The sequence below is a fragment of the Tropicimonas marinistellae genome (assembly GCF_001509585.1).
GTDB lineage: Bacteria > Pseudomonadota > Alphaproteobacteria > Rhodobacterales > Rhodobacteraceae > Tropicimonas > Tropicimonas marinistellae.
This window is the reverse complement of record NZ_LNCI01000011.1, coordinates 92,959-116,248: the sequence shown is the minus strand read 5'-3', so window position 1 is coordinate 116,248 and position 23,290 is coordinate 92,959. Positions and strand designations below refer to the sequence as shown.

The 23,290-nt window shown below is 63.0% G+C and carries 17 protein-coding genes; 14 read left to right on the top strand and 3 right to left on the bottom strand.

The genetic code is table 11. The annotated features are described in order from the left end of the window. Positions 1 to 596: 596 nt before the first annotated feature. The 3 genes from ARC39_RS21050 (at position 597) to ARC39_RS21040 (ending at position 4,445) form a co-directional block, all read left to right on the top strand. The gene (locus ARC39_RS21050) at positions 597 to 947 is read left to right on the top strand and encodes a hypothetical protein (protein ID WP_068117454.1); all 351 of its coding nucleotides are present in this window, start codon (positions 597 to 599) and stop codon (positions 945 to 947) included. A 60-nt stretch (positions 948 to 1,007) separates the two neighbouring features. Next, a complete protein-coding gene (locus tag ARC39_RS21045; protein WP_068117453.1) occupies positions 1,008 to 2,138 on the top strand; it encodes a hypothetical protein in 1,131 nt (376 codons plus the stop codon). Positions 2,139 to 2,300: 162 nt separating this feature from the next. Beyond that, positions 2,301 to 4,445, top strand: coding sequence for a GumC family protein (locus ARC39_RS21040; RefSeq protein ID WP_068117449.1), 2,145 nt, complete (start codon positions 2,301 to 2,303; stop codon positions 4,443 to 4,445). Between the two features lie 138 nt (positions 4,446 to 4,583). On the opposite strand, the gene ARC39_RS21035 is transcribed toward ARC39_RS21040, so the two are convergent. Next, positions 4,584 to 5,468: a DUF533 domain-containing protein gene (locus ARC39_RS21035; RefSeq protein ID WP_078059399.1), complete on the bottom strand. Its 885-nt coding sequence runs from the start codon at positions 5,466 to 5,468 to the stop codon at positions 4,584 to 4,586. Positions 5,469 to 5,920: 452 nt separating this feature from the next. Here ARC39_RS21035 and ARC39_RS21030 point away from each other — a divergent pair, with 452 nt between their 5' ends. Genes ARC39_RS21030 through ARC39_RS21020 form a run of 3 tightly spaced genes read left to right on the top strand, consistent with a single transcriptional unit; the run spans position 5,921 to position 11,358 of the window. Then, positions 5,921 to 7,846, top strand: a complete 1,926-nt coding sequence (locus tag ARC39_RS21030; RefSeq protein ID WP_068117443.1) for an ATP-binding cassette domain-containing protein — start codon at positions 5,921 to 5,923, stop codon at positions 7,844 to 7,846. 24 nt (positions 7,847 to 7,870) lie between these two features. Beyond that, complete coding sequence (locus ARC39_RS21025; protein WP_068117440.1) at positions 7,871 to 10,114, top strand: glycoside hydrolase family 3 N-terminal domain-containing protein; 2,244 nt, start codon at positions 7,871 to 7,873, stop codon at positions 10,112 to 10,114. Then, positions 10,102 to 11,358: a glucoamylase family protein gene (locus tag ARC39_RS21020; protein ID WP_068117437.1), complete on the top strand. Its 1,257-nt coding sequence runs from the start codon at positions 10,102 to 10,104 to the stop codon at positions 11,356 to 11,358. Before ARC39_RS21025 ends, ARC39_RS21020 begins: the two co-directional genes overlap by 13 nt. On the opposite strand, the gene ARC39_RS21015 is transcribed toward ARC39_RS21020, so the two are convergent. Next, positions 11,334 to 12,638 carry a glycoside hydrolase family 15 protein gene (locus ARC39_RS21015; RefSeq protein WP_068117433.1) on the bottom strand — a complete coding sequence of 435 codons (1,305 nt, stop codon included), beginning with the start codon at positions 12,636 to 12,638 and terminating at the stop codon, positions 11,334 to 11,336. The two genes, ARC39_RS21020 and ARC39_RS21015, sit on opposite strands and share 25 nt — an antisense overlap. 2 nt (positions 12,639 to 12,640) lie before the next feature. After that, positions 12,641 to 13,390 carry an alpha/beta fold hydrolase gene (locus ARC39_RS21010; RefSeq protein WP_068117430.1) on the bottom strand — a complete coding sequence of 250 codons (750 nt, stop codon included), beginning with the start codon at positions 13,388 to 13,390 and terminating at the stop codon, positions 12,641 to 12,643. Between the two features lie 507 nt (positions 13,391 to 13,897). Between ARC39_RS21010 and ARC39_RS21005 the strand changes: the two genes are divergently transcribed. The 8 genes from ARC39_RS21005 (at position 13,898) to ARC39_RS20975 (ending at position 23,258) form a co-directional block, all read left to right on the top strand. Beyond that, positions 13,898 to 15,367: an OpgD/OpgG family glucan biosynthesis protein gene (locus tag ARC39_RS21005; protein WP_068117609.1), complete on the top strand. Its 1,470-nt coding sequence runs from the start codon at positions 13,898 to 13,900 to the stop codon at positions 15,365 to 15,367. Then, complete coding sequence (locus ARC39_RS25715; RefSeq protein ID WP_149866503.1) at positions 15,352 to 15,537, top strand: hypothetical protein; 186 nt, start codon at positions 15,352 to 15,354, stop codon at positions 15,535 to 15,537. The genes ARC39_RS21005 and ARC39_RS25715 overlap by 16 nt, the downstream gene beginning before the upstream one ends. A 23-nt stretch (positions 15,538 to 15,560) precedes the next feature. Continuing rightward, on the top strand, positions 15,561 to 17,369 hold the full coding sequence (gene mdoH, locus ARC39_RS21000) for a glucans biosynthesis glucosyltransferase MdoH (RefSeq protein ID WP_078059390.1): 1,809 nt from the start codon (positions 15,561 to 15,563) through the stop codon (positions 17,367 to 17,369). Further along, complete coding sequence (locus tag ARC39_RS20995; protein WP_078059389.1) at positions 17,356 to 18,636, top strand: OpgC family protein; 1,281 nt, start codon at positions 17,356 to 17,358, stop codon at positions 18,634 to 18,636. Before mdoH ends, ARC39_RS20995 begins: the two co-directional genes overlap by 14 nt. Before the next feature lie 225 nt (positions 18,637 to 18,861). Further along, positions 18,862 to 20,841 carry a heme lyase CcmF/NrfE family subunit gene (locus ARC39_RS20990; RefSeq protein ID WP_068117426.1) on the top strand — a complete coding sequence of 660 codons (1,980 nt, stop codon included), beginning with the start codon at positions 18,862 to 18,864 and terminating at the stop codon, positions 20,839 to 20,841. Continuing rightward, positions 20,838 to 21,293: a cytochrome c-type biogenesis protein gene (locus ARC39_RS20985; RefSeq protein ID WP_068117422.1), complete on the top strand. Its 456-nt coding sequence runs from the start codon at positions 20,838 to 20,840 to the stop codon at positions 21,291 to 21,293. The genes ARC39_RS20990 and ARC39_RS20985 overlap by 4 nt, the downstream gene beginning before the upstream one ends. Before the next feature lie 85 nt (positions 21,294 to 21,378). Continuing rightward, positions 21,379 to 22,155, top strand: coding sequence for an enoyl-CoA hydratase-related protein (locus tag ARC39_RS20980; protein WP_068117419.1), 777 nt, complete (start codon positions 21,379 to 21,381; stop codon positions 22,153 to 22,155). 185 nt (positions 22,156 to 22,340) lie between these two features. Further along, positions 22,341 to 23,258 (top strand): lytic transglycosylase domain-containing protein, encoded by a 918-nt coding sequence (locus ARC39_RS20975; protein ID WP_161471001.1) that lies wholly within the window; start codon positions 22,341 to 22,343, stop codon positions 23,256 to 23,258. Positions 23,259 to 23,290 lie beyond the last annotated feature (32 nt).

The window sequence follows — 23,290 nt, the reverse complement described above, 5'->3', positions numbered from 1 at the left end:
GGATCTGGCCATCGTGTGATTGAGGTTGTGTTTGGTGGGAGCCCGCGTCAACCAGCGTGATGATCGCTCTGCATGCGGAATCCATCCTACTGCGTTTGCCTGACTGCCCCGGGCTGATTTGGGCTTTTTCGAGCGAATGGCACTGAAAGCGCCGACTGCGTGGCTTCCCCGAGATGTTCGACTTGCCCGGACGGCGATAGGGTGGATGGCCTTCGCAGGCGCGACGGGTGCCAAACTCAATCTCTGTGTTGATGCCATTTGTCCTGGTCCTTCCGTCAATTCGACCGCCATTGGCATTCCAGATCCGAGAAATGGATCGTTGGCCGGCATCGCGGCCGCCCCCGCCGTGCAAAACGACGCCGCCAAGCTGACGCACCCCAACTGCGGAACCTTTGCATAGGACGTTCAATTCGCGGTTCTGCCGTGGCTCGGATGAAACTCGGCAGGCGTATTTTGCCACGGGCCGTGCCTGTGGCGAAAGTGCAGACGATCATAAAGATAAATATGGCCAATTTTTTCTGGGGGTTCCGCCAATGGTACCGCTGAAGTAAAATGTCGTTCCATAAAGCAGGCACAATAGCAGGCAGGCATTGAGCATGAGCACCGAGGATACTGACCGGGAAATGCCGGACGGCGCGCGGCCGGACCTGGATGGCGTTGAAGATGCGGGACGCCGTGAGGCACTGAAAGCAGTTCAGAAATACGCCGTGTTCGTGGCGGGGACCTCGACGGTCGTCCTGTCGGCAGATCAGGCCGTTGCCCAACAGAGCTTTTGCTCGGCGCTGGATCCTGATCGGCGGCCCTGGCTCAACTATTGGTTCTGTGGCGGTGATCGCCCGGACAACCCTTGGTCGGGGCGTGACAGTATCGGCGCAACACGGGAAAGCACGTGGGGAAGCGGGCGCTTCAACCGATCCACGGGCATCGGAAACTTCAGAAACCAATAAGGCCGCGGACAGGCGGCGCTTCCGGCGACCGTACTTGTTCTTGACGGCCGCGGGTGCGGTATGCCGCCATTTGAGCTCGAAACCTATGACTTGGGAAGCAGCGTTCTCATTCGATCGCGGATTTCCGGGGCAACTGTTATTTCGAATGCCGTCGGGCTGGATATTCTGACCGGACTTCGCTGCGGTGAAACGGAAGCCAGCCTCGCTGCGCGTCTCTCAAAGGATGGGGAATTGAACGCCGTTGATGCCTTGTCACTGGTGCGTGCAACGCTGGACGATTGGGACTCGGCCGGATTGTTCTTGGCGGAGGCGTTTGAAGACCCCGCGACTGACGTGAAACGCCCGAATCCGGCGGAAATGCTGAGCCGGACATTCGCGTTGGATGGGCGTACCTGCACCGTGCGTAGCCCCTTCCGTATTCTGCTCGATCAAGTTTCGGCAGTGCTCGCACCCTACGAGGTAGCCTCAAGCGATGTCTCCGGATGTACGATCGAGGCCGTCGGGGGATGGGATGATTTCGTGGTGATCAGCGACGGGGATGTCCACCGCTCCGGACTTGATCACGACCAGCTTCGCCATCTTGTCTTGCGAGAGGTTATTGCCAGCCTCGCCGGCCGAAGTGCCACGGCCGCGCTGCTTCATGCGTCCTGTGTGGCACAGGCGGGGGTCTGCATGGTTATCGCCGGGCCATCCGGCAGCGGCAAAACCACCCTTGCGCTAGAACTCGCGATGGCTGGCTGGGACCATGTTGGCGACGATCTGATCCCTCTGTTGCGGGATGGGTGTGGCGTGTGCGCCGTTCCCGCGGCAGCTTCGGTGAAACTGGATCGCAGTGCTGAACCAGCGTTGCGGGCACCCCAAAGCGTTTCGGACCTCGGCGCTGCCCTTGGACTAGACTACTGTGTTCCGTCGACGGCGGTGGCAGCAGGGAGCAAGTTACGCGTCGGCGCGATCCTCTTTCCAACGTATTCTCCTGACGCGGTGGCCGCCGCCGAACGGATTGCGCCGGAACATGCTCTGATCGGATTGCTTGGGTCCGGGAGCGATCTCGTGCGTATTTCGGACAGCATCGAGCCGCTCGCTTCGCTCTGCAATTCCGTGCCGGCCTTCCGCATCACCTATGGAGGGAGTTCGACTGCCCTGCGACTGTGCGCTGACGTGTTCGAAGTGGCCGGTCGGGAGCACGGCTAGCGTTCGCCGACAGGTGCCACCGTTGTCATCCTGGTTGTGGGCTTCGCGGGCCACGAGATCCGGTTTCAGGCCAGGGAAACAGAGTTTTTCCCTACCATTGACACAATCGAGTCGCTAACGTCGCGCGCAAAGAGCAGTCAATGAAAAAAAAGCGGAAACGCTATGAACCAACTCAACCGTCTCATCGCGGACGGGCCGGTGAAGCGGATCATGACTCCTGGTGAAGACAGCGAGGTCGACTACTTCTCCAACGTACTGGCCCTCTGGCGCGGTCGCCTGTTGATCATGGCGATTACCTTACTCGGATTGATCGTCGGGTTCGTGAACGCCGAGATACTCGCGACGCCGATCTACAAGGCAACGTCGACGATCAAGCTGGAGGGTGAAGAAACGACGGTTGCCGGTCTTCCGTCGCTGACTGCCGGCACCGACCTGTGGAACCAGGCCAACCTGATCACGGAAATCGGGGTGATCGAGTCCTACAACCTGGCGGAAAAGCTGGTCCTGGAACTTGACCTGCTGAATGACCCCGACTTCAATCCCTACATTGAATCCGGTACCGAAGGTGCTGTTGGCGATAATCGCGCGGGCGGGACTTCGGATGGATCCGGCGAGCCGAGGCCAAGCGACGAGAAGTTGCTCTATGAAATTGCAAGCGATGTGCGCGACAGTATCTCGGTTATCAATCCAGACTGGTCGAACCTGCTGGATATCTCCGTTACCGACACGGATGCCGAGCGCGCGGCGCTCATGTCCAACACACTCGCAGATCTCTATATTCGGGATCAGATCGAGGTACGCTTCGAGCGTACGCGCGAAGCGAAGAACTGGCTGTCGGACGAAACAACGGCGCTGAAGTCTGACCTCGAAGCTGCGTCGCGACGGATTGAGGAGTTCCGGGCAAAGGCAGACCTGCAAAACGAAGAGACGCTCTCCGCGTTGAACTTCCAGTTGAAGACCCTTCGGGAGCGGGTGGAGAGTGCCGAGCGCGAAATGCGCGATCTCGAGGCAAAAAAGGAACAGATGGTCGCGGCGCAGGCGTCGGGCTCGCTTTCGCAACAGGCGACGGCCTATTCAGCTGCCACGGGTCGCAGCTTGCGGGGAAGCGTGGATGAATCGTCCGAAGAGGCCGTCGCTGCGTTCTCCGATACGTTCGAAAAGGCCCTCCAGACCGTTGACGTGCGCCTGAACCGACAGCGCGATCAGGTCGCCAGTTTGCAGACTTCGCTCGACCGTCAGCAGGAAACGATCGACCGCCAGTCGAGAGAATACGTCGAACTGCGACAACTGGAACGAGAAGCTGAAGCCGACCGTCTGATCTATGAGTATTTTCTCGCGCGTCTGAAGGAAGCGTCGGTCAAGGAGGGGTTCGCGCAGGCCTCCGCGCGAATATTGACGCCTGCCTTCGAGGGTATTCAGATTGCGCCGAACAGCCCGAAGGTCGTCGTGACCATGGGTTTCTTCGCTTTCCTGGTCGGATGCGGTATCGTTTTGTTGCGTGACCGGATCAATGACACCTACCGGCTCGGCGAAACGCTGGAGAACGACACCGGCCTGCCCGTCTTGGGGCAGATCCCGCAGATCCCGGGCAAGTCGCGCATCGATCTCATCTCCTACGTGGTCGGCAAGCCAGGATCGGCACCAGCAGAAGCCGTGCGCGGACTGCGAACATCGTTGCAGTTCTCGTCGATCGACTCGCCTCCACGCGTCATTATCGTCACCTCCTCGGTTCCCGGGGAGGGAAAAACCGTCACGTCGGTTGCACTCGCGCACCACTTCGCAGGGTTGGGCAAGGCCGTGCTGCTCGTGGAGGGCGATGTCCGTCGCCGGGCGTTCGCCGAGATCTTCCCCGAGCCGCCAGAGCATTCGCTGCTTTCTGTCATGTCGGGAGAGGCGGGGTTGCTGGAGGCCGTCCAGAGCCACACCACGCTTGGCATCGACATCCTGCTCAGCGCTGAAACCTCGGCGAACCCCGTCGACATCCTGTCTTCGCAGGCGTTCGGGTGCCTGATGGATGTTGCCCGGGAGGCCTATGACGTCATCCTGATCGACACACCGCCGTTGCTGCTTGTTCCCGATGCGCGGGTCGTCGGCCAGTATGCGGATTCAATACTGTTCGCCGTTCAATGGGATTCGACGCGCCGCGTGCAGGTGCGGGACGCGCTGGCCCAACTCCGACTGGCGGGCTTGTCTCCCGACGGCCTCGTGCTGACGAATATCGATACCAAGCGAATGCAAGCCTATGGACATGGGCAGCGGTATGGCGCCTACGCCGCGAAGGGTGCGAGCAAGTATTACACGACGTAGACGGTCCGCGTGTCAGAGATGTGAGGGCTTCTGGCGGTAGCCGCTGTTACGAGGCGCCAGAAGTGGTCAAGCTGCGCACTGGGCGACCACGATGGCGTGGTCCACACTTTTTGGCGACGTGCAATGCAATAGTGGACGTCAACCGAAGATGCGTTGCACGCCCATCCGGTCATGGATCGCGTTCACGGTACGACCGTCGAGTCTGAGCGCGCCGGCCAGATCGGCCAGGTATTGCGCTTCCGCCCGCTGGTCGAGGTCGATTGCCATTGCGGAAACCATGTAGACCTGTTGCTCGGCTCCGCGGGGAACCGAACGCGCCAGAGCGACCACATCCACCGGCCGCTTCAACTCCGCGTTGACGAACTCCATTTCCTCCTGGCTCACGTCGCCGAGCTTTTCCAGCAAGCGGCTTTTCTCGCCGGCGTCGATCTGTCCATCGGCCTTGGCGGATTGGATCATTGCCCGCAACAGGACACCGGCCAGTTCTTCTTGTTCGGCGGTCGGAGTAGTCGCGGGCTCGTCGAAGCGTTCGAGAGATTGATTGAGCAGGTCGCCAAAACCACCGGTCGCGCCGCGGGACTCACCGGGGCGGGAAAGCTGGCTCAACTCATCGAGCATACCGCCGAGGCCACCGCCGGCTGCTGCCGGTCCGGCGCGCCCGGACAACACCTGGCCCAGCATATCCTGAAGGCTGCCGCCCTGTGCGCCTCGCGAGGTCGGCGTGCCCCCGCCGAGGACCTGGCCAAGCATGTCCTCCAGGCCGCCGCCGCTTGAGGTGCGCGACGTGGCGCCGCCGCCGCCCAGCACTTGACCAAGCATGTCTTCAAGTCCGCCCCCGCGAGTATTGCGCGAGGATGTGTTCCCACTGCCGAGCATCTCGCCAAGAATGTCTTCGAGTCCGCCACCGGTCGACGCCCGGGTTGCGCCACCGCGCCGCGGTTGACCGCCGCTCACGGCCCCCTTCACGGCTTTGGCAACGACCACGCCTGCGGCGACCTTGGCCAGTGTTTTCACAAGGCTCATCTCAAACTCCATATCAAAAATCAAAATATGCTCCCGTTGTAGGGACCGGCCTTTCGGCGCGCAAGCCGCGTGCACGCCATGGCCCCACGCATGAACGCCATGCGCGCGGCCCAATGCCGTGATGGGAGCTACGAGCGAGGCGCTCGCTGCGTGTTGCTAGGCAACCGGCCGCGCCGTCCAAAAAGGTGCCGCGTGCCCATGCTGACACACCGTTGTAGCAGGGCGACACTCTGACATCTGCGTAGCGAATCGTGAACGCCCGGAATGCATCGGCGGTTTACTGCCGATCCAAACAATGGCTATCCTGCCTTGGCAAGACAGGCTGCGAAGCAAGAAAAATACGCAAAGCAGCCGCAAAAAATCAAAAAAAGGTGCCAAATCGGCCCCTCAGGCGACCGAGTGTTGTCCTGGGATGGTGTGGACGTGTGTTGGCGCCACAAGAGGCAGCGGTAGTGAAAAGTCTTACGGGATTCTGGGGACTGCTCGGGGCCTATTGGGTTTCCGAACGCTGGCGGGAAGCGTGGTTGCTCACCGCAGTCGTGATTGCGATGACCACGTTGCTCAGCAAGTCGAGCGTTTGGGTCGCGATGGCAAGCGCGGATTTTCTCGCGTCGCTTGCGAATTTCCATTCCATCGACTCAGGAGCGAAACCGGCACGGGTGGTGTTGATGGCCGCCGCCGCCTACCTGGCGATCTTCGCGGCGCGGACTTCGGGCGTGGCGCTACGGCACTTCGTTTCGACCACGCTACACCGGCGTGCGCGTGGCTGGCTTGTCGGCCGGTTCAATGGCGCGATACTGGCAGACGAGCGTGTCGCATTCGATCTGATGAGCGACCGCTCAGAGGCGGGAGGCACGAGCAGGATGCCCGATGCCATCGACCAACGCATCGACGAATGCTCCAGCGGCCTCTACGGCGGCGTGATTGGACTGGCGATGGGGCTCTGGGGTGCAGTGACGTCGATCTACTTCATTTCGTCGGCGCTCATCGAGCGTAGCCAACCCGTACCCTTCCTCGATCGCTGGGGCGCGCGTGCCAACGAAGCACTGGAAAGCTGGGTTGGCCCGCAGCTTGCCGGTGTGGTTAACCTTGCGCCGGGAGACTACGGGACGGCGATACTGGCACTGGCCCTTGTCGCAATCTACGTTCCCTGCATCACCTATGTGGCCTGGCTTCTCGGAAAGATCCTTGAGCGGCTGAACCTACAGCGTCAGCGACGCGACGGTGCGTGGCGTGGCGAGATGGGCGTGATGATGAACCGGGTGAGCCAGATGGCCGCCTCGCGGGGCGAACGGGCTCAAAGCCGCATCAACTCACGGCTCTACGGCGCGGTCGACCGGACATGGGGGCGCCAGAACAAGCTCGACGCCGCGATGATGCTGTTCACGAACATGTACGGTTTCCTCTCGTCGCGCCTGTTGGCCTATTTGCCAGCGCTGCCGTCCTTTATGGCCGGGCATCTGAGTTTCCGCGACTTCGCCGCGAACAGTGAACTGACGGCGGAACTCATTGGCGACGTCTCCTGGTTCATCAACGTCATGCCGGCCATAGCGACATTGAAAGCCAACGCGTCGCGCTTGACCGAGGTGGCGCGGGCCATCGAGCGCGTGCAGTCGCGGCAAGCCTTCTACGCGGAAACGGGCGTGAGCCGGTTTGAGCGCCCGCGTACCGACACGGGGCCGCTTCTGGATGCGGGCGGGCTCGTTTTGCGCCACCGTGGCCATGATGCCCCCGCCTTTCTGAGCGTTCCGCGCCTCCAGCTGCGCGCCGGTGATCGCGTCTATCTGAGAGGCCAGAACGGATGTGGCAAGAGTAGCCTGCTCAAGGCCGTTGCCGGGCTCTGGCCCTATGGAGAGGGACGGGTCGCACTGCGTGACGAAGCCCGGTTGTTTTTTGCCGGACAGGAACCGGATCTGCCGGACAGGCTGAGCCTGAAAGCGCTGGTCACCTACCCCGATCACCCCGAGCAGCATTCCGACATTTCTGCGGCGCAAGCGCTTTCGCGCGTTGGGCTGGGCGATTTCGTACATTGTCTGGAGGACGAACTCTATCAGGGCAAAACCTGGCGGGACGTATTCTCCGGCGGGCAGAAACAACGGCTGGTGCTGGCGCGTATTTTACTGGCAAAGCCACAGGTCCTGCTGCTGGACGAAGCGACCTCCGCGCTCGACACGAATGCCGTGGTAGACTTCCACCTCACCCTGTGCGAGTGCTTGCCCGAGACCGCGATTCTCGCGGTGCTGCACGGCGAAACCGTGCCACATGACCCGGATGGCGAGCCGTTCTATTCGTCGGTGCTCGAAATCCGCAAGGGGGTTGGGCAGCTTTGCCCGATCCTGTCGTCGGGATATTCCGCCGCCCGCCACGCGGCCGAGTAGGGGTTCAGCAGGCAGGACTGCCACATGGACGATCAGGAAATTGTCGAACGGCTCATGGCCGAGATGACGCTTGCCGAGAAAATCGGTCAGTTAAATTTGCTGGCGGCCGGGGAGGGGCTGGTAACCGGTGCTGCGCAGCACACTCCGTTGGCCCGGCGTCTCGATGCCGGGCAAGCCGGGGCGATATTCGGTACCAAGTCGCTGGAGTCGGCCCGCGCGATGCAAGAGCGTGCACTGGCGGGTTCTCGACTGGGGATCCCGTTGTTCTTCGCCGAGGATGTGATCCACGGACACCGGACGGTCTTTCCGCTCAATATCGCACTTGCCTGTAGCTGGGATCTCGACCTGATCGAGGAAACGGCAGCTTTCGCGGCCGCAGAAGCCGCATCAGAAGGTCTGCACCAGGTCTTCGCGCCCATGATCGACGTCTCCCGCGACGCCCGCTGGGGCCGTGTGGCCGAAAGCCCGGGCGAAGACCCGTTGCTTTCAGCCCGTATCGCCGCCGCGGCCACCCGCGGATTTCAAGGGGCGGAATTGGGGGCGCCGGGAAAGGTCGCGGCCTGCCTGAAGCACTTCGTTGCCTATGGTGCGCCGCAAAGCGGGCGCGACTACGACAATGTGAGCCTCGCCTGGGAGGATTTGTTGTCGATCTACCTGCCACCTTTCGCGGCCGGAATTACAGAAGGGGCCGGGAGCGTCATGGTCGCCTTCAACGCGGTGAACAAGATGCCGATGCACGCCAATGGCGCGCTAATCGAAGGATGGTTGCGTGGGGCGGCCGGGTTCGATGGACTCGTGGTGTCCGACTACACTGGGGTCAAGGAACTCACGCCGCATGGGCTTGGAGCGGCGCCGGTGGGTGTCGCGCGCGCGCTCCATGCCGGCGTCGACATGGACATGGTCGGCGAAGACTATCTTTCGCACCTGCCAACACTCGTTCGCGACGGGTTGGAGGCCCCCGAGGCCGGACTATCGCTGAGTGCAGATCAGGTTGCCGGTCTCGTTGATCGCGCCTGTCGCCGGGTTCTGACGTTCAAGGCACGGCTTGGCCTGCTTGCCGATCCGTACCGCGGGCTGTCAGGGGTGCCCGCCGCCCCGTCGCGGCGGGATGGGCGCAAACTCGCACGCAAGGCCGCCGCGCGTTCCGCCGTGCTCTTGAAGAACGACGATCTCCTCCCGCTTTCGTCGTCGGCGAAGGTCGCACTCGTCGGCCCCTTCGCTGCCGATCGCGCGAACATGCTCGGCACCTGGTCGGTCTCCGGCCGGGCGGAGGACGTGGTGCCGCTCGACAGCGCTGTTGAGGCCTTGACCGGGCGGGCGCCGGTCGTGGCTTGGGGGGCGGATATCGTTGACGAACCCTGGCTGGCGCAGCGTCTCAATGTGCATGGCGTGACCGTCGAGTCGGACCCGCGAAGCGAAACGGAGAAGCTGAGAGATGCCCGCGCCGCAGCCCGTGCATCCGATGTGGTCGTCGCCTGCGTGGGGGAGGCGAAGGAACATGCCGGCGAGTCATCCTCGCTGCTAGCGCCCGAGATTCCCGCGTCGCAACGGCGGTTGATCGACGCGCTGGCCGAAACCGGTACACCGCTCGTGGTCGTGGTCTTCGCCGGTCGGCCGCTGGCGCTCGGAACTCTCTCGGATCAAGCCGACGCATTGCTCTACGCCTGGCACGGCGGGATTGCCGGCCCGGAAGGCGTGGCGGACATTCTCTTTGGCGCGGCAGTGCCCGCAGGGCGGCTTGCCGTCAGCTTGCCTGCGCATCCGGGTGAGGTGCCATTGTCGTACGACGCCGATCCGACCGGACGCCCGTTTCCCGGCACCTTCGCCAAGTTCCGCACCGGCTGGCTCGACCTGTCGGACGATGTGAAGCGCTTTCCCTTCGGTTTCGGGCTGGGTTACGGGAAAATGCACTATGGCTCTCCCGAGCTTTCCATGACCGAGGCGGCGGCCGGACAGGGGGTGCAACTACGGCTATCGGTCGAGAATGCTGGGCCAGGCGAGGTCGTTGAAACCGTGCAGCTTTACGCGAGCGATCCGGTGGCACGGGTCGTTCGGCCGGGTCGCTTCCTGATCGACTTCAAGCAGGTGCGGCTGAGCGCGGGCGAAAGGCGCGAGGTGGTGTTTGATATTTTTGCCGATCAGTTTCGCTATCCCATTGCTCCGACACTGGAGGCGGTCGAATGGGTGCGCGATCCCGGCGTCGTTCGGCTCCATGTTGGACCCAACAGCCGCGATACGAGCAGCGTGGAGCTCACATGGCAAACTTGATCCGCGGGCTCGATGATGCCTCGCTTCGGGACCGTGTCGCACAGGCCACCGCCCACTATTTCCTCGACTGGAGCCATCCGGTCAGTGGAATGGCGCGCGAACGCAGCGCAGGTGCGTTTGGTTACGACGTTGAGGAAACCGTCTGTACCGGGGGCACCGGCTTCGGCGTGTTGGCGCAGATCGTTGCCGCAGAACGCGGTTGGCGGTCCCGGCGGCAGATACTCGACCGTGTGGAGCGAATTGTCGGTTTCCTCGAACGCGCGGACAAGTTCGCTGGCGTTTTCCCGCATTTCCTGAACGGCACGACCGGGCGTGTTCAACCATTCATGCCGGGCGATGACGGCGGTGACCTGGTGGAGACGTCGTTGCTGATGCTTGGCCTGCTTGGTGCTGCGGCCTATTTCGAGGAAGAACCGATGCTCGGCGCCCGGATCGAGGCGCTGTTCGATGATGTGAACTGGTGCGCGCATCTGCGTGACGACGGCGCGGTGATGTGGCATCGACAGCCGAGCAGGCCGTGGGCGCCCGATGCGCTTCCGATCCGCGGCTGGAACGAGGGATTCCTAGTTTTCGTTTTCGGCGCGGGCTCTCGCACGCATGCGATACCCGCATCTTCCTATCACGGAAGCTGGGCAGCCGCTCCGGCGTTCCGCAACGGGCGCAGCTATGGCGGAATCACCCTGCCGCTCGGGCCGGACTGGGGCGGGCCGCTGTTCCTGTCGCAATACCCGTTTCTCGGGATAGACCCACGAGGTTTGCGCGATCGCTACGCGGACTATGGCCAGCAAGCTCGTGCGCACGCGATGATCAACCGCCACCACTGCCTTCGCAATCCACATGGATGGGGCGGATACGGGCCGGACTGCTGGGGGCTGTCCGCAAGCGACGATCCGTCCGGCTACGTCGCCCACTCGCCCACTGAGGATACGGGTGTCATCACCCCGACAGCCGCGCTCGGCTCGTTTCCCTTCGTGCCGGACAAGGCGATGGCGGTGCTCCGACATCTGCACGACGATCTTGGCGACCGGATCTGGGGAGAGGCGGGGTTCGCCGACGCCTTCTGCGAGGATCAGGACTGGGTCGCCGGCGCGCAGCTCGCCATCGACCAGGCGCCCATCGTTGTTTCGCTGGAAAACTACCGTTCTGGTTTGCTTTGGCGGCTTGTCTCCCGTCGCCCCGAGGTGCAACGCGGACTGCGCGCGCTATCCTTCACGGCGCCCTACATCGAACCAGCCATCGCCTGAAGCGCCGTGTCCCGCGATGCTGCCGCTTCCAGGAACGCGGCCGCCGACCATGTGAGGTCAAGGTTGGAGACCGGCACGCCGGTGTTTCGGTCGAACTGCTCGGGCAGCGCTCCGGCAGGGGCCGGGGCGACCTCTTCGATCAATGCCATCCAGGCCTCGGCTTTCGCGAAGGCTGCCCGGTCGGTCGTCAAGGCGGCGATCCGGTAGTGCAGATCGGCGAAGCCCAGAGTCGTCGGATACCAAGGGTTGCCGTCGAAATAGACGTCCTCCGCCCAACGGCCAATTGCGGGTACGTCGCGGCCGTTGTTGATCGGGTAGAGGTTTGCGAAGATCGTTTCCAAATGCGAAACAGTGGCGCGTGTGTCCGATGACGTAAGTGCGAAGGATCCGTCGTGTCGTCCGGCATGCAGGATTGCCAGAACGGTGGCACTGTCAAACCGGTCGTCGGGAGCTTCGAGGCTTTCCAGCCAGCCACCCTGTGCAGTTCGCGTCTGTTGAATGAGGGCCGCAACCCGATCCGCCGCGCCCCGGAAGTAGGAATGGGATGTGTTGCGGCGCGCGGCTCGCGTCGCGCCTCGGTCCAGTGCGTCCCATTGCGCCAGAAGCGTGAAGCTCGTTCGACGCGGCGGCCATTCTTCCCATGGGCCGATGCAGGGCCTGCCGCCGATACGTGCAGAATGTGCGAGATCGCGGTCGATCAGCGCCTCGGCCTCCGGCGAGCCAAGCTCGGGTAGGGCATCGAGCAACGCCATCATCGCCGATGCCCGCAGTGCAGGGCCGTCGTCCTGCGGCCGCCCCCATTGTTCAGGATCGGGCGTTCCGTCGGGCGCGACACGCGGCTCCTCCAGCCAGGCGTCACCTGTCAGCGCAGCAAACTCGAAATCCGGGCGTAAAAACTTCAAGTGACTCCCGCGTGTGCTGTTCCTGAGCGGGTTTGATGGAGGTACGCGGCGGGCGGGATCGGAGATATGAAGCGAAAACAGGATGAAATCACGACAGGCCTGAAGCCAGAATGACCGCGCGCCCGGATCAGCCAGGATTGCCAGGGGGACCGCACGGAGCACGATGGCCGAGTCGCGGATCCAGTGGTGAAAGTAGTCCGGTTCCGGATCCCAGTTTGCCACTCGGGTCGAGGCAAGGATCGACCCGGGGGCAGGTCGAACCGTCCAGCCAAAGCCAGGTCGGTGACGGGTCAATTCGGTTGCAGATGTCGCCGCCCGCATGGCGTCCGCCGAGGCCTTTCGTTGCGCATCTATCCAGTCGGGCGAGGGCGTATCCATTCCTATGCTTCGACCGCGTCGAGCGCTGCGGACAGCATCGCGCCACAGGCTGGGCCGGCCGGGCAATGGTGCTCGCCGGGCACGGCACCGAAGAACCTCGCGTTTCCGGCAGCGGCGAAATAGGCGCGGGCGTGCTTCAATGGCACCAGCCCGTCTTCGGCACCGGTGACAACAGCAAGCGGCACTCGTGTTCGCGCGAGTGCCGGCGCAGCATCTTCCGTCTCCATCTCGGCACGGAAGAGTGGTGCCTCGCGCTCAACTTCGGCCACGGCGTCCGGGCCCATGGCCTCCCGTGCCGTCAGAAGAGCGCGGCCAGACAGCGCTGGTGAGACGGCGAGGATATGATGCAGACGGTCGTTGTCTGCGCCCAGATGCGCGACGGCGAAAGCGCCGATACTGTGGCCCGCGAGCGCATGCTTTGGTTCGGGCCAGTGTTCCGTCGCCCAGGCGAATGCGGCGGCGGCAGCGTGGCAATGGCCTGTGAAGGTGACCCGATCAGGCGGGCCGGAATCGGGTAAGGCGGCGGAATGCGGAAGCTCGGGAGCCACGACCCGCCATCCGCGCGCGAGATAGGAGGCCGCGATCTCGGCGATATGTGGTTGGTGGGGAGCGCCGTTGCGGCCATGGACAAGGAGGACAGTTCCGGTCGGATCCGCCACGTCGCACGCCATGATAACCGGAATCGGCCCCTCTGATGACGGGGCAATGAACTGCTGAGCGTCTCTCGTCCAGATTCGCGCAGCTTGCGCCATGTTTCCCTCGCGGTGCCGACGTATATTGCCGCAAAGGCTCCCGAGCGCGGCGCCCGATCCATGCGGTATCACACAAATTCCCTGCCCCGGGCAGGTACACCTCCCGGGTGAATTGGTAGCGAATCGAGTGCGATAAACACATCGCTAAGTGTACAGACACACAGCCGCGAATCGACGCGCTATTCCATAACCTTAGCGTGAGCTGCTTACATGTTGTGCACAAGGATTGTGGCGTTAAGCGCACAATCGGCGAAATTCCCCGCTGCATCGCAAAAACTTGCCGAGAGAGTGATTCGGTTTATATGCTGCGTTGCAGAATGGATTAGATATTGTCATGCGATGCGGTAGAATTGTGCCGTTCTGGGGGACATTTACTTGACGAATTCGAACACGCTCGGCCGCAAGGCGACGTCACCGACATATTGGGATAGGCGCGAGTTCCTCGCCACGGCCGCCGCCCTCGTGGGGGCGCCCGCGGTGGTATGGGCGCAGGATGCCGCCCCGGCGATGCAAGAGACGTTTTCATTCGACTGGTTGACCGCGCGAATGCAAAACGCGGCAAGTGAGGCTTTTTCCGCGCCGGAACAGCTGCACGGCTTTCTGGCAGAGCTGGACTACGATGCCTACCAGCGCATTCGCTTTCGTCCTGAAAAAGCCCGCTGGCAGGAGCAGGACGTTGCCTTCCGGCTGCACGCTTTTCACCCGGGGTGGCTCTTCAAGGAACCGGTGAAGATCTATGAAGTCGAGGGCGACCAAGCCCGGCCGATGACCTTCACGACGGCGGATTTCGAGTATGATGACGAGCTACTTGCCGAGTCCGTGCCGGAAAACGCAGACATGCCGGGGGTCGCGGGCTTTCGGTTGCATACGCCACTCAACCGCGCCGACATTTTCGACGAACTCGTCGTCTTTCAGGGGGCGAGCTATTTCCGTGCGCTCGGGCGAAACAACTCGTATGGGCTGAGTGCGCGCGGGCTTGCGGTGAATACCGGCATGCCAGAGGGTGAGGAATTCCCGCGCTTTTCAGAGGTTTGGGTGCGTCGCCCAATGGCAGGCGACCGATCCGTGACGCTTTTCGCGGCGCTCGACAGCCCGTCCGTCACAGGTGCGTACCGCTTCGTGATCACGCCCGGCGACGCAACGTCGATGGAGGTCACTGCACGTCTCTTCCTTCGCAAGGATATCAAACAGATCGGCGTGGCGCCACTCACCTCGATGTTCCTCTTCAGCGGAGCCGACATGGGGGCGTTCGATGACTACCGCGCCGCCGTACACGATAGCGAGGCATTGGTGGTCAACTCCGGCGCCGGTGAAACGTTTTTCCGACCGCTCAACAACCCGCCGGAACTGGCGAGTTCCTACTTTGGCGCGATGAACCCGAAGTCTTTCGGTCTCGTGCAGCGCAGCCGCTCGTTCGAACACTACCTGGACGCCCAGGCGCATTATGGGCGTCGGCCGTCGCTTATGGTCGAGCCCATCGGCGATTGGGGCAAGGGCTCGGTCCGGCTCATGGAGATCCCCTCGGATCTGGAGGTGCACGACAATATCGTCGCCTATTGGGTGCCCGAGGGGAAGACGCGCGCCGGCGACTCGCTGGAGTTCTCCTACCGTCTGCATTGGGGCATGACGCCGCCGGGCGCCGCACCTAGCGAACTGGCCCGGGTGCTGCGCACGCGCACCGGCAAGGGTGGCGTTGCAGGTGTGGAGGGAGAGACCGGCACGCGGAAGTTCGTGATCGACTTCGCCGGCGGATTGCTCGGGCGACTTCCCGGCAATGCCGAGCTGGAGCCAGTCGCAACCGCGATCAACGGGGAAATTGTCGAATCCGTCCTCAGCCCTGTGGACGGCAAGGATGAGTGGCGACTGGTTCTGGAAGTTCGGGGACAACCCGGCGCAGTCGTCGAATTGAAGGCAGGGATTTCCGGTTACGACCGAACATTGACCGAAACATGGGTTTCCCAATGGATCAACGCGTAAATTCGATTGAATACGACGTTCGCCCGAAAGCTCTCTCGACGGAGGCGCCCCAGCACTGGGCTCCCCCGGCAGCGCCGCTTGCGATGCCGAAGCAGGCGTTGGAGCGGCCGGCAAGCTGGCTGGAACTGGCCGGACTCGGTCGGCTCCTGCTATCGCGCCGTAAGGCGTAGCGTCTTCGCACTGGATCAAAGTTATGAATTCTAACCTCGCGCCTGACGCCGTGACGCGTCTCTGCCGTGCTCTTGCGCTGACCTTCGCGCTGATCGCCGCCGTGACGGCCTCGATCCTGATGGCCGAAGCGGCGGCGCGCGACGGGTTTGGAATCTGGGACGCCGTCCGCTCGGGATTGATCTTTCTCACCACGGCCTGGCTGGCCTGGGGGGCGTCCTTGGCCTTGATCGGAGCGCCTGGTCGCGAAAGGCAGAAGGTGCAGCCAGATCTGGCTATACCGCAGCCGCGCACAGTGATCCTCGTCCCGATCTGTAATGAAGATCCGCTAACAACATTCGCCCGGATTGCGGCAATCGATCGATCGGTCACAGAAGCCGGTGTCGCGGCGGATATCGCTGTCTTGTCCGATACGCGCGACACGGCATCGGCGCAACGTGAACGGTTCGCCTTTGCGCGACTGCTGCGCGAAACGGACGGCGAGGGGCGCATCTTCTATCGCCGCCGCAGTCAGAACACAGGGCGCAAGGCAGGGAACATCGAGGATTTCGTCCGAACCTCGGGCAGTGCCTACGATCTCGCCGTCATTCTCGACGCCGACAGCCTGATGGAGGGTACGGCGATCCGTCAGATGATCGCACGCATGCAGGCAGACCCCGAGTTGGGATTGCTGCAAACCTTGCCAAAGATCGTGGGGGCGCATTCTTTCTTTGGCCGTGCATTGCAATTCGCGGCCAGTTTCCACGGGCCCATTTTTACGCGCGGCTTGGCACGGATGCAAGGCGCGACCGGACCGTTCTGGGGGCACAACGCAATCGTTCGCGTTCGGGCGTTCGCGGAAAGTTGCGGCCTGCCCGAACTCTCGGGTCGGCCGCCGTTTGGTGGGCATATCCTGAGCCACGACTACGTGGAGGCAGCTTTGCTGGCGCGCGCTGGTTGGAAGGTCGAAGTGGATCAGACGATTGCGGGGTCCTTCGAGGAGGGGCCGGAGAACGTGCTGTCCTTCGCCCGCCGGGATCGGCGCTGGTGCCAGGGCAACCTGCAGCACGCCCGCCTTTTGCTGGCGCCGGGGCTGACGGTTTGGAGCCGTTTCGTTTTTCTGCAGAACATCACCGCATACGTCGTCTCGCTGCTTTGGGCGGCCTTTCTCATTGCCTCCTTCATTGGGACCGTGACCGCACCTCCGCCCGATTACTTCCCGGAGCCGCACCAGCTCTTCCCGGTGTTCCCGAACACCAGCACGCGCGAAATCACGATGCTTGCCTTCGGTGTCGTCGGTTTGCTGGTGATCCCGAAATTGACGATCCTGACCGGGGCGATCTGGTCGCGGCGGGTTGCCGGTTTCGGCGGTGCAACCCGGGCTGTGTTCTCGGTTATGGCGGAGATATTCCTGACGACGCTCCTCGCACCGCTCATGCTACTCTACCACAGCCGGGCTGTGCTTCAGGTGTTGTCCGGGCAGGATGGCGGCTGGCCGGCCAACCAACGCGGCGAGGGGCTGCTGACCCTGGCCGACGGGTGGCGTGCGGGCCGCTGGATCACGCTGATTGGCGCGACCGCCATGGCTGCCGTTGAGTGGATTGCGCCCGATCTCACGATCTGGCTGCTGCCGGTCGGGCTGCCCATGCTCATCGCTCCGCTGCTCATTTCCTGGACCTCGCGCCCGCTCACCCACGCGCTCTTTGTCGTACCCGAAGAAGGGTCGCTTTCGCCGGTGATCGCGACCTACCACGACGTCGAATCCCGCTGGAGCGTAACCTGGTGCGATCCGGACGAGGACGCGACTGCCGGTGCGGGTCGCCAAGGGGCGGGAGACGCCCATGTTCCGGCATAGGACAGAGACATTTCCACTGCGGGGCGGCGCCTCCGCGCCGCCGCGGCGAGCGCGTGACCCGCGGATCGATGCCTTTCGCGGACTCGCGCTGGTGATGATCTTCATCAACCATGTGCCGGGAAACCCGTACGAGTACCTGACGATCCGCAACCTCGGTTTCGCCGATGCCGCCGAGGCGTTCTTCCTTATGTCCGGGATCGCGGCCGGCCTGGCCTACACGGCTCGGTTCTTCCCTGCGGAGCGTGCCCGCAACGGGCTTTGGCATGCTGTGGCACCGCTGTGGAAACGCGCCTGGAGCCTCTACATCGTGCAGATGGTTCTGTCGGCTGTCGCGCTCGCGATATTTGCGGTTGCGTACAAGTTTTCCGGCCTGCCCGAACTCTTGACGCAGAACAACATGCGGCAAGTATTTCACAACCCGACCGAAGGGCTGATCGGCCTGCCCATCCTGACCCATCAGTTCGGATACGTGAACATTTTGCCGGCGTACTCGGTCCTGCTTGTCTGCGCTCCGGTCGCCATACTCGTTGGGCTCCGGTGGCCGCGTGCACTTTTCTTCGGCTCGCTCGGGCTCTGGCTCGTGACCGGCCTCTTCCGGCTGAACCTGCCGAATTACCCCAACGAAGGCGGGTGGTTCTTTAACCCGTTCGCCTGGCAGGCGATCTTCGTCATCGGTCTGCTGGTCGGCATCACACAGCGGCAGGGCAAGCACTTCTTCCCGCAGTCGCGCGTGCTCTTTGGCCTGTCAGCCGCCTTTCTCGTTTTCGTGCTGGTCTGGAAATACGTGCCGGGCATGGAAGACTTCTTCAATATCCAGATGCACCGGCTGGCCAAGGCAGGCGTGCCGTTCATCTTTACCTCGCATGACAAGACCTACCTCGCTGCGCCGCGGTTCCTGCACATCTTGGCGCTGGCTTACTTGCTCTCACAGATGGCCGTTGTCAGCCGTGCCTCGGCACATCCGTTCGCGGCGCCCGTGCGTCTGCTGGGTCAGCACGGGCTTTTGATATTCGCAGTAGGCACGATCTTTTCGCTGCTGTTCCAGGCCACGATGATTGCCCTTCCACAGGCGGAGTGGTTGGACTGGGTGCTGCCGCCGCTCGGAGTAGGGGCCTTGTTCGGGATCGCGCGACTGGCGGACATTTCCGGCCGCAAACGGACCCGGAACGCTGCGCGAGCGGCGCCGCAGGACCCTACCGAACGATTTGCGGCGACTGCGACCTATCCGGCCGCGAGGCTGCCGGTGCCGATGAAACCGTCGCGCTAGAAACTGGCGAATATCCTGTGGCGATGTCGCGCGCAGGGTACCAGGTGTTTGATCCATTGCTTGCCGCATGAACTGCGTTTTGCAAGGCACTGATATTGAAACAGTCGGTATAGGTTTGGGCGCGCGACCCACGCGGCAGCGCAGTTGGTCATGGCGTCACAATCCCGTGTGTGCGGCACCTTGGCTCCGTTGCCGTGACAGGCGGCCTCCGATAGTGTCCGCGGCATGATAGTCGAACTTGGCCATTTCGCCCTCGTCCTCGCGGCGCTCGTCGCCTGTGTCCAGATGATCGTGCCCATGGTCGGCGCCGCCAGGCGATGGCCGGGATGGATGGCCGTTGCCGGGCCGGCGGCAACGGTGCAGTTCTTGCTCGTGGCGGCATCCTTCGCGGCTCTGACGTATGCCTTCGTCACATCGGATTTCTCGCTCCGACTGGTGGTTCTGAACTCGCACACCGCAAAACCCATGCTCTACAAGGTCTCCGGCGTCTGGGGGAACCACGAGGGCTCTATGCTGCTCTGGGTGCTGATCCTGGCGCTCTTCGGGGCGTGTGCGGCCTGGTTCGGTGGCAACCTCCGCCCCTCTCTCAGGGCACGTGTTCTGGCGGTTCAGGCAGCAGTTTCAGTTGCCTTCTACGGCTTCATACTCTTCACGTCTAATCCGTTCCTGCGGCTCGCGACCCCGCCGATGAACGGCGAGGACCTCAACCCGCTCCTGCAGGACCCGGGGCTCGCGTTTCACCCGCCGTTCCTCTACCTGGGCTACGTCGGCCTTTCCATGGCGTTCTCATTTGCCATTGCCGCCCTGATCGAAGGCCGTGTCGACGCCGCATGGGGCCGCTGGGTGCGGCCCTGGACGCTGGCCGCGTGGCTCTTCCTGACGATCGGAATCGGGCTCGGCTCCTGGTGGGCCTACTACGAGCTGGGCTGGGGCGGCTTCTGGTTCTGGGACCCGGTGGAGAACGCCTCCTTCATGCCCTGGCTTTTGGCGGCGGCGCTGTTGCATTCGGCCATCGTGGTGGAAAAGCGGGAGGCTCTTAAGTCCTGGACCATTCTGCTTGCGATCATGGCATTCGGCTTTTCTCTGATCGGCACATTCCTCGTTCGCTCTGGCGTCATTACCTCCGTTCATGCCTTCGCGAACGATCCTGAACGCGGGGTCTACATCCTGATGATCCTTGCCGTGTTCATGGGCGGTGCACTCACATTGTTCGCAGCGCGAGCCAGTGCCATGCAGGCCAAGGGCGTCTTTGCGATGGTTAGCCGGGAAAGCGCGCTGGTCGCGAACAATGTCCTTCTGGCCGTGTCGGCTTTCGTGGTTTTTGTCGGGACGATCTGGCCACTTGTCGCCGAACTTGCGCTCGGCCGGAAACTGAGTGTCGGTGCGCCTTTCTTTGATGCTGCCTTCACGCCTTTCATGGTCGCCCTGGCGGCGATCCTTCCGGTCGGTGCGATGTTGCCATGGAAGCGGGGGCATCTGGGGCGCGCAATGCAGCCGCTATGGGGCGCTCTGGCGCTGAGCGTGGCTGGCGGCGCGCTTGTCTGGGTGATGCAGACGGGGGGCTCGATGCTTGCCCCGGTCGGCCTCACGCTTGCCACTTGGGTCACGCTCGGCGCTTTGGTCGATTTGTGGTCGCGCGGAGGGAGAGGGGACATTGGCAGTCGCCTGCGGCGTCTGCGCAACCTGCCTGGGGGTGATTGGGGAAAAACAATCGCCCATATCGGCCTTGCGGTGACGCTTTTCGGGATTGCCGGCCTGACGGCCTGGGAGAGCGAGGATATTCGTGTTGCCCAGATTGGCGAACGTTTCGAGCACGCCGGATACGAGATCGAATTGCGCGACGTCTCGCAGGTGCCAGGGCCGAACTACGTCTCCACGATGGCGACCATGGCTGTCTACAAGAACGGGCGAGAGGTAGCCGTGCTGCTTCCCGAGAAGCGCGTCTATCCGGTCGCCCAGATGCCGACCTCCGAAGCCGGAATCGACAATGGCGTGTTTCGCGACGTGTATCTGGTGATTGGCGACGCGCAATCCGATGGCGGCTTTGCCGTGCGCACCTATATCAAACCTTTCGCGAACTGGATCTGGGCGGGCTGTATCATCATGGGGATCGGCGGGCTGTTTTCCCTCTCCGACCGCCGGTACAGGATTGCCGCCGGCGCCCGCCGGCGCCAGGCGCCAGCCGGGGGAGTGCCTGCGGAATGAAACGCCTGTTCGTCGTTCTGGCGCTTCTCGTCGCCCAGCCGTCGCTTGCGGTGACGCCCGACGAGATTCTGGACGATCCGGAACTGGAGGCGCGGGCGCGGGATATATCCAAAGGGCTGCGTTGCCTTGTCTGCCGCAACGAGAATATCGACGAATCCAATGCCGAATTGGCCGCCGATCTGCGCGTGCTGGTGCGCGAACGGCTGCTTGAGGGCGACAGCAACGACGAGGTTCTGGACTACGTTGTCGGTCGCTACGGCGAATACGTTCTGTTGAAGCCGACGACTCAGGGGGCAAACCTCATTCTCTGGATCGCAGGGCCCGCGATGCTGTTGCTGGCCGCGGGTGGCGGACTTGCCTATGTTCGCCGTCGTGGGCAAGCACCCGATGCAGGCGCAACGGTACTATCTGCCGAGGAAGAGGCCCGTCTGAAGGACATTCTCGACGATTGACGCAGGGGTTTGCGGAGCACCCCCTTTTTCCGTCCACCGGGTGCACCTATTCTCCGTTCATTCCGGCACGAAGGGAGAAGTGTGCGTGCATTACGACGCAATCGAATACGAGGTCCGCGAGGATATAGCGCGGGTAACACTCAATCGCCCAGAGGTGATGAACGCGCTCAACACCCAGATGCGGGCCGAGGTCACGCATGCGGTGAAGCGTGCCGGCAGCGAGGCGCGGGTCGTGGTCCTTACGGGCGCCGGTCGGGCCTTTTGCTCGGGGCAGGACCTGGGCGACCGCGCGAATGTTGGTCACATCGATCTCGAACGCACTTTGCGGGACGAGTATATTCCCATGCTTGAGGCGATCACCGAAAGCCCGGTGCCGACAATCGCCGCGGTCAACGGCGCAGCGGCCGGGGCAGGTGCCAACCTGGCGCTTTCCTGCGATGTCGTGATCGCCGCGGAAAGCGCGGTTTTCCTGCAGGCTTTCGCGCGGATCGGTCTGATCCCCGATGCCGGCGGTACCTATTGGTTGCCGCGTCAAATGGGCTTCTCCAAAGCCATGGGTGCGGCCCTCTTCGCAGAGCCGATCACCGCGCGTCAGGCCGACAATTGGGGAATGATATGGGAGGCGGTCCCGGACGAGAACTTCGTGGCACATTGGCAGGCGCGGGCGCTTCACCTCGCGAAGGGGCCAACGGCTGCCTATCGTGCGGCAAAGCAAGCATTGCGTGAAGGCTATGGAAACGATCTGAGTACTCAGCTTGAGCTTGAAGCCCGTCTTCAAGGTGACTGCGGGCTCAGCCGGGACTTCAAGGAAGGAGTGGTTGCGTTCCTGGAAAAACGGCCGGCACATTTCGAAGGCCGTTGATCGCGTACCGCGTGTGCGGCCGGCCTGAACGGGCGAGATTGCTGACCTTCAGGCTTGCGGAAACTGCTTTGGGCCGACCGTCGACGCAAGGTTGGCTGCGGTCAAGTTGGATGACGTGAGGGAGGTCCATGGGCGCAGGGCGCCAAAAACTCATCCGCCTCTGCGCCGCGGTTTGGGCGGCATCCATGATAGATGGCGCGGCCCTTGCCAACGCCGCGGATGCGCAGGTGCGGCCGGCGGCGCGTGTTGCAGAGCCGAGCGATGCGCGCCCGCGTGCACGCCCTGCAGACCTCGGGCGCGCTGCCCTTAGGTGCACCTCCGACGGGCGGTATTGCATATCTGCGCAAAGCTACGCTCAGGATGTCTGCCGCACCATCGCGGCAACCTCGGACGAGGCCGGTCTTGACCGGGATTTCTTTGTGCGGCTGATCTGGCAGGAGAGCCGCTTTGACGCGTCCGCCGTCAGCCCTGCCGGCGCAGAGGGTATTGCGCAATTCATGCCGGGAACGGCGGCCTTGCGGCGACTGGACGATTCCTTCAATCCGGCGAAATCGCTGTTGGCTTCGGCAAAATACCTGGCCGAGTTGCGCGACCGTTTCGGGAATATCGGGTTGGCTGCGGTTGCCTACAATGCCGGCGAGGAACGTGCCGCGGCTTTCCTTCATGATGATCGCCCCATACCGCTCGAAACCCGGCGTTATGTGCCGACGATCACCGGGATTACGGCTCGAGACTGGCGCGACCGTCCTCCCGAGAGCCTCGACCTCACACTGGAGGAGAACGTGTCCTTTCAAAACGCCTGCGTCGCACTCGCCGAGACTCGTCGCTTCCGCGACTTCCAATCGCGCGTTCCGGTGCAACCCTGGGGCGTAATCGTGGCGGCGCATCCAAGTCGGGGTACTGCCACACAACGCTACGAACGGCTCCGAAGGAGCCGACCGTTGCTCGATGACTATGAAGTCGCATTTCACAACATGCGCCTGCCTTCGCGGCCGGGGCGTCAGGCGACCGTGCAGATCGGGGCCGGAAGCCGGGGGGAGGCACAGCGAATATGTACCCGCCTGCGGGGTGGCGGCGTGCCCTGCGTGGTTTTGCGCAACTGACCCCTTGCAATCGGGGGCAGTCATACCCAGAT

Bases quoted from the DNA above. Each gene is read 5' to 3' on its own strand.
- ARC39_RS21050 (WP_068117454.1), top strand. From the start codon at position 597: ATGAGCACCGAGGATACTGACCGGGAAATGCCGGACGGCGCGCGGCCG.
- ARC39_RS21045 (WP_068117453.1), top strand. From the start codon at position 1,008: ATGCCGCCATTTGAGCTCGAAACCTATGACTTGGGAAGCAGCGTTCTC.
- ARC39_RS21040 (WP_068117449.1), top strand. From the start codon at position 2,301: ATGAACCAACTCAACCGTCTCATCGCGGACGGGCCGGTGAAGCGGATC.
- ARC39_RS21035 (WP_078059399.1), bottom strand. From the start codon at position 5,468: ATGAGCCTTGTGAAAACACTGGCCAAGGTCGCCGCAGGCGTGGTCGTT.
- ARC39_RS21025 (WP_068117440.1), top strand. From the start codon at position 7,871: ATGGACGATCAGGAAATTGTCGAACGGCTCATGGCCGAGATGACGCTT.
- ARC39_RS21020 (WP_068117437.1), top strand. From the start codon at position 10,102: ATGGCAAACTTGATCCGCGGGCTCGATGATGCCTCGCTTCGGGACCGT.
- ARC39_RS21015 (WP_068117433.1), bottom strand. From the start codon at position 12,638: ATGGATACGCCCTCGCCCGACTGGATAGATGCGCAACGAAAGGCCTCG.
- ARC39_RS21010 (WP_068117430.1), bottom strand. From the start codon at position 13,390: ATGGCGCAAGCTGCGCGAATCTGGACGAGAGACGCTCAGCAGTTCATT.
- ARC39_RS21005 (WP_068117609.1), top strand. From the start codon at position 13,898: ATGCAAGAGACGTTTTCATTCGACTGGTTGACCGCGCGAATGCAAAAC.
- ARC39_RS25715 (WP_149866503.1), top strand. From the start codon at position 15,352: ATGGATCAACGCGTAAATTCGATTGAATACGACGTTCGCCCGAAAGCT.
- mdoH (WP_078059390.1), top strand. From the start codon at position 15,561: ATGAATTCTAACCTCGCGCCTGACGCCGTGACGCGTCTCTGCCGTGCT.
- ARC39_RS20995 (WP_078059389.1), top strand. From the start codon at position 17,356: ATGTTCCGGCATAGGACAGAGACATTTCCACTGCGGGGCGGCGCCTCC.
- ARC39_RS20990 (WP_068117426.1), top strand. From the start codon at position 18,862: ATGATAGTCGAACTTGGCCATTTCGCCCTCGTCCTCGCGGCGCTCGTC.
- ARC39_RS20985 (WP_068117422.1), top strand. From the start codon at position 20,838: ATGAAACGCCTGTTCGTCGTTCTGGCGCTTCTCGTCGCCCAGCCGTCG.
- ARC39_RS20975 (WP_161471001.1), top strand. From the start codon at position 22,341: ATGATAGATGGCGCGGCCCTTGCCAACGCCGCGGATGCGCAGGTGCGG.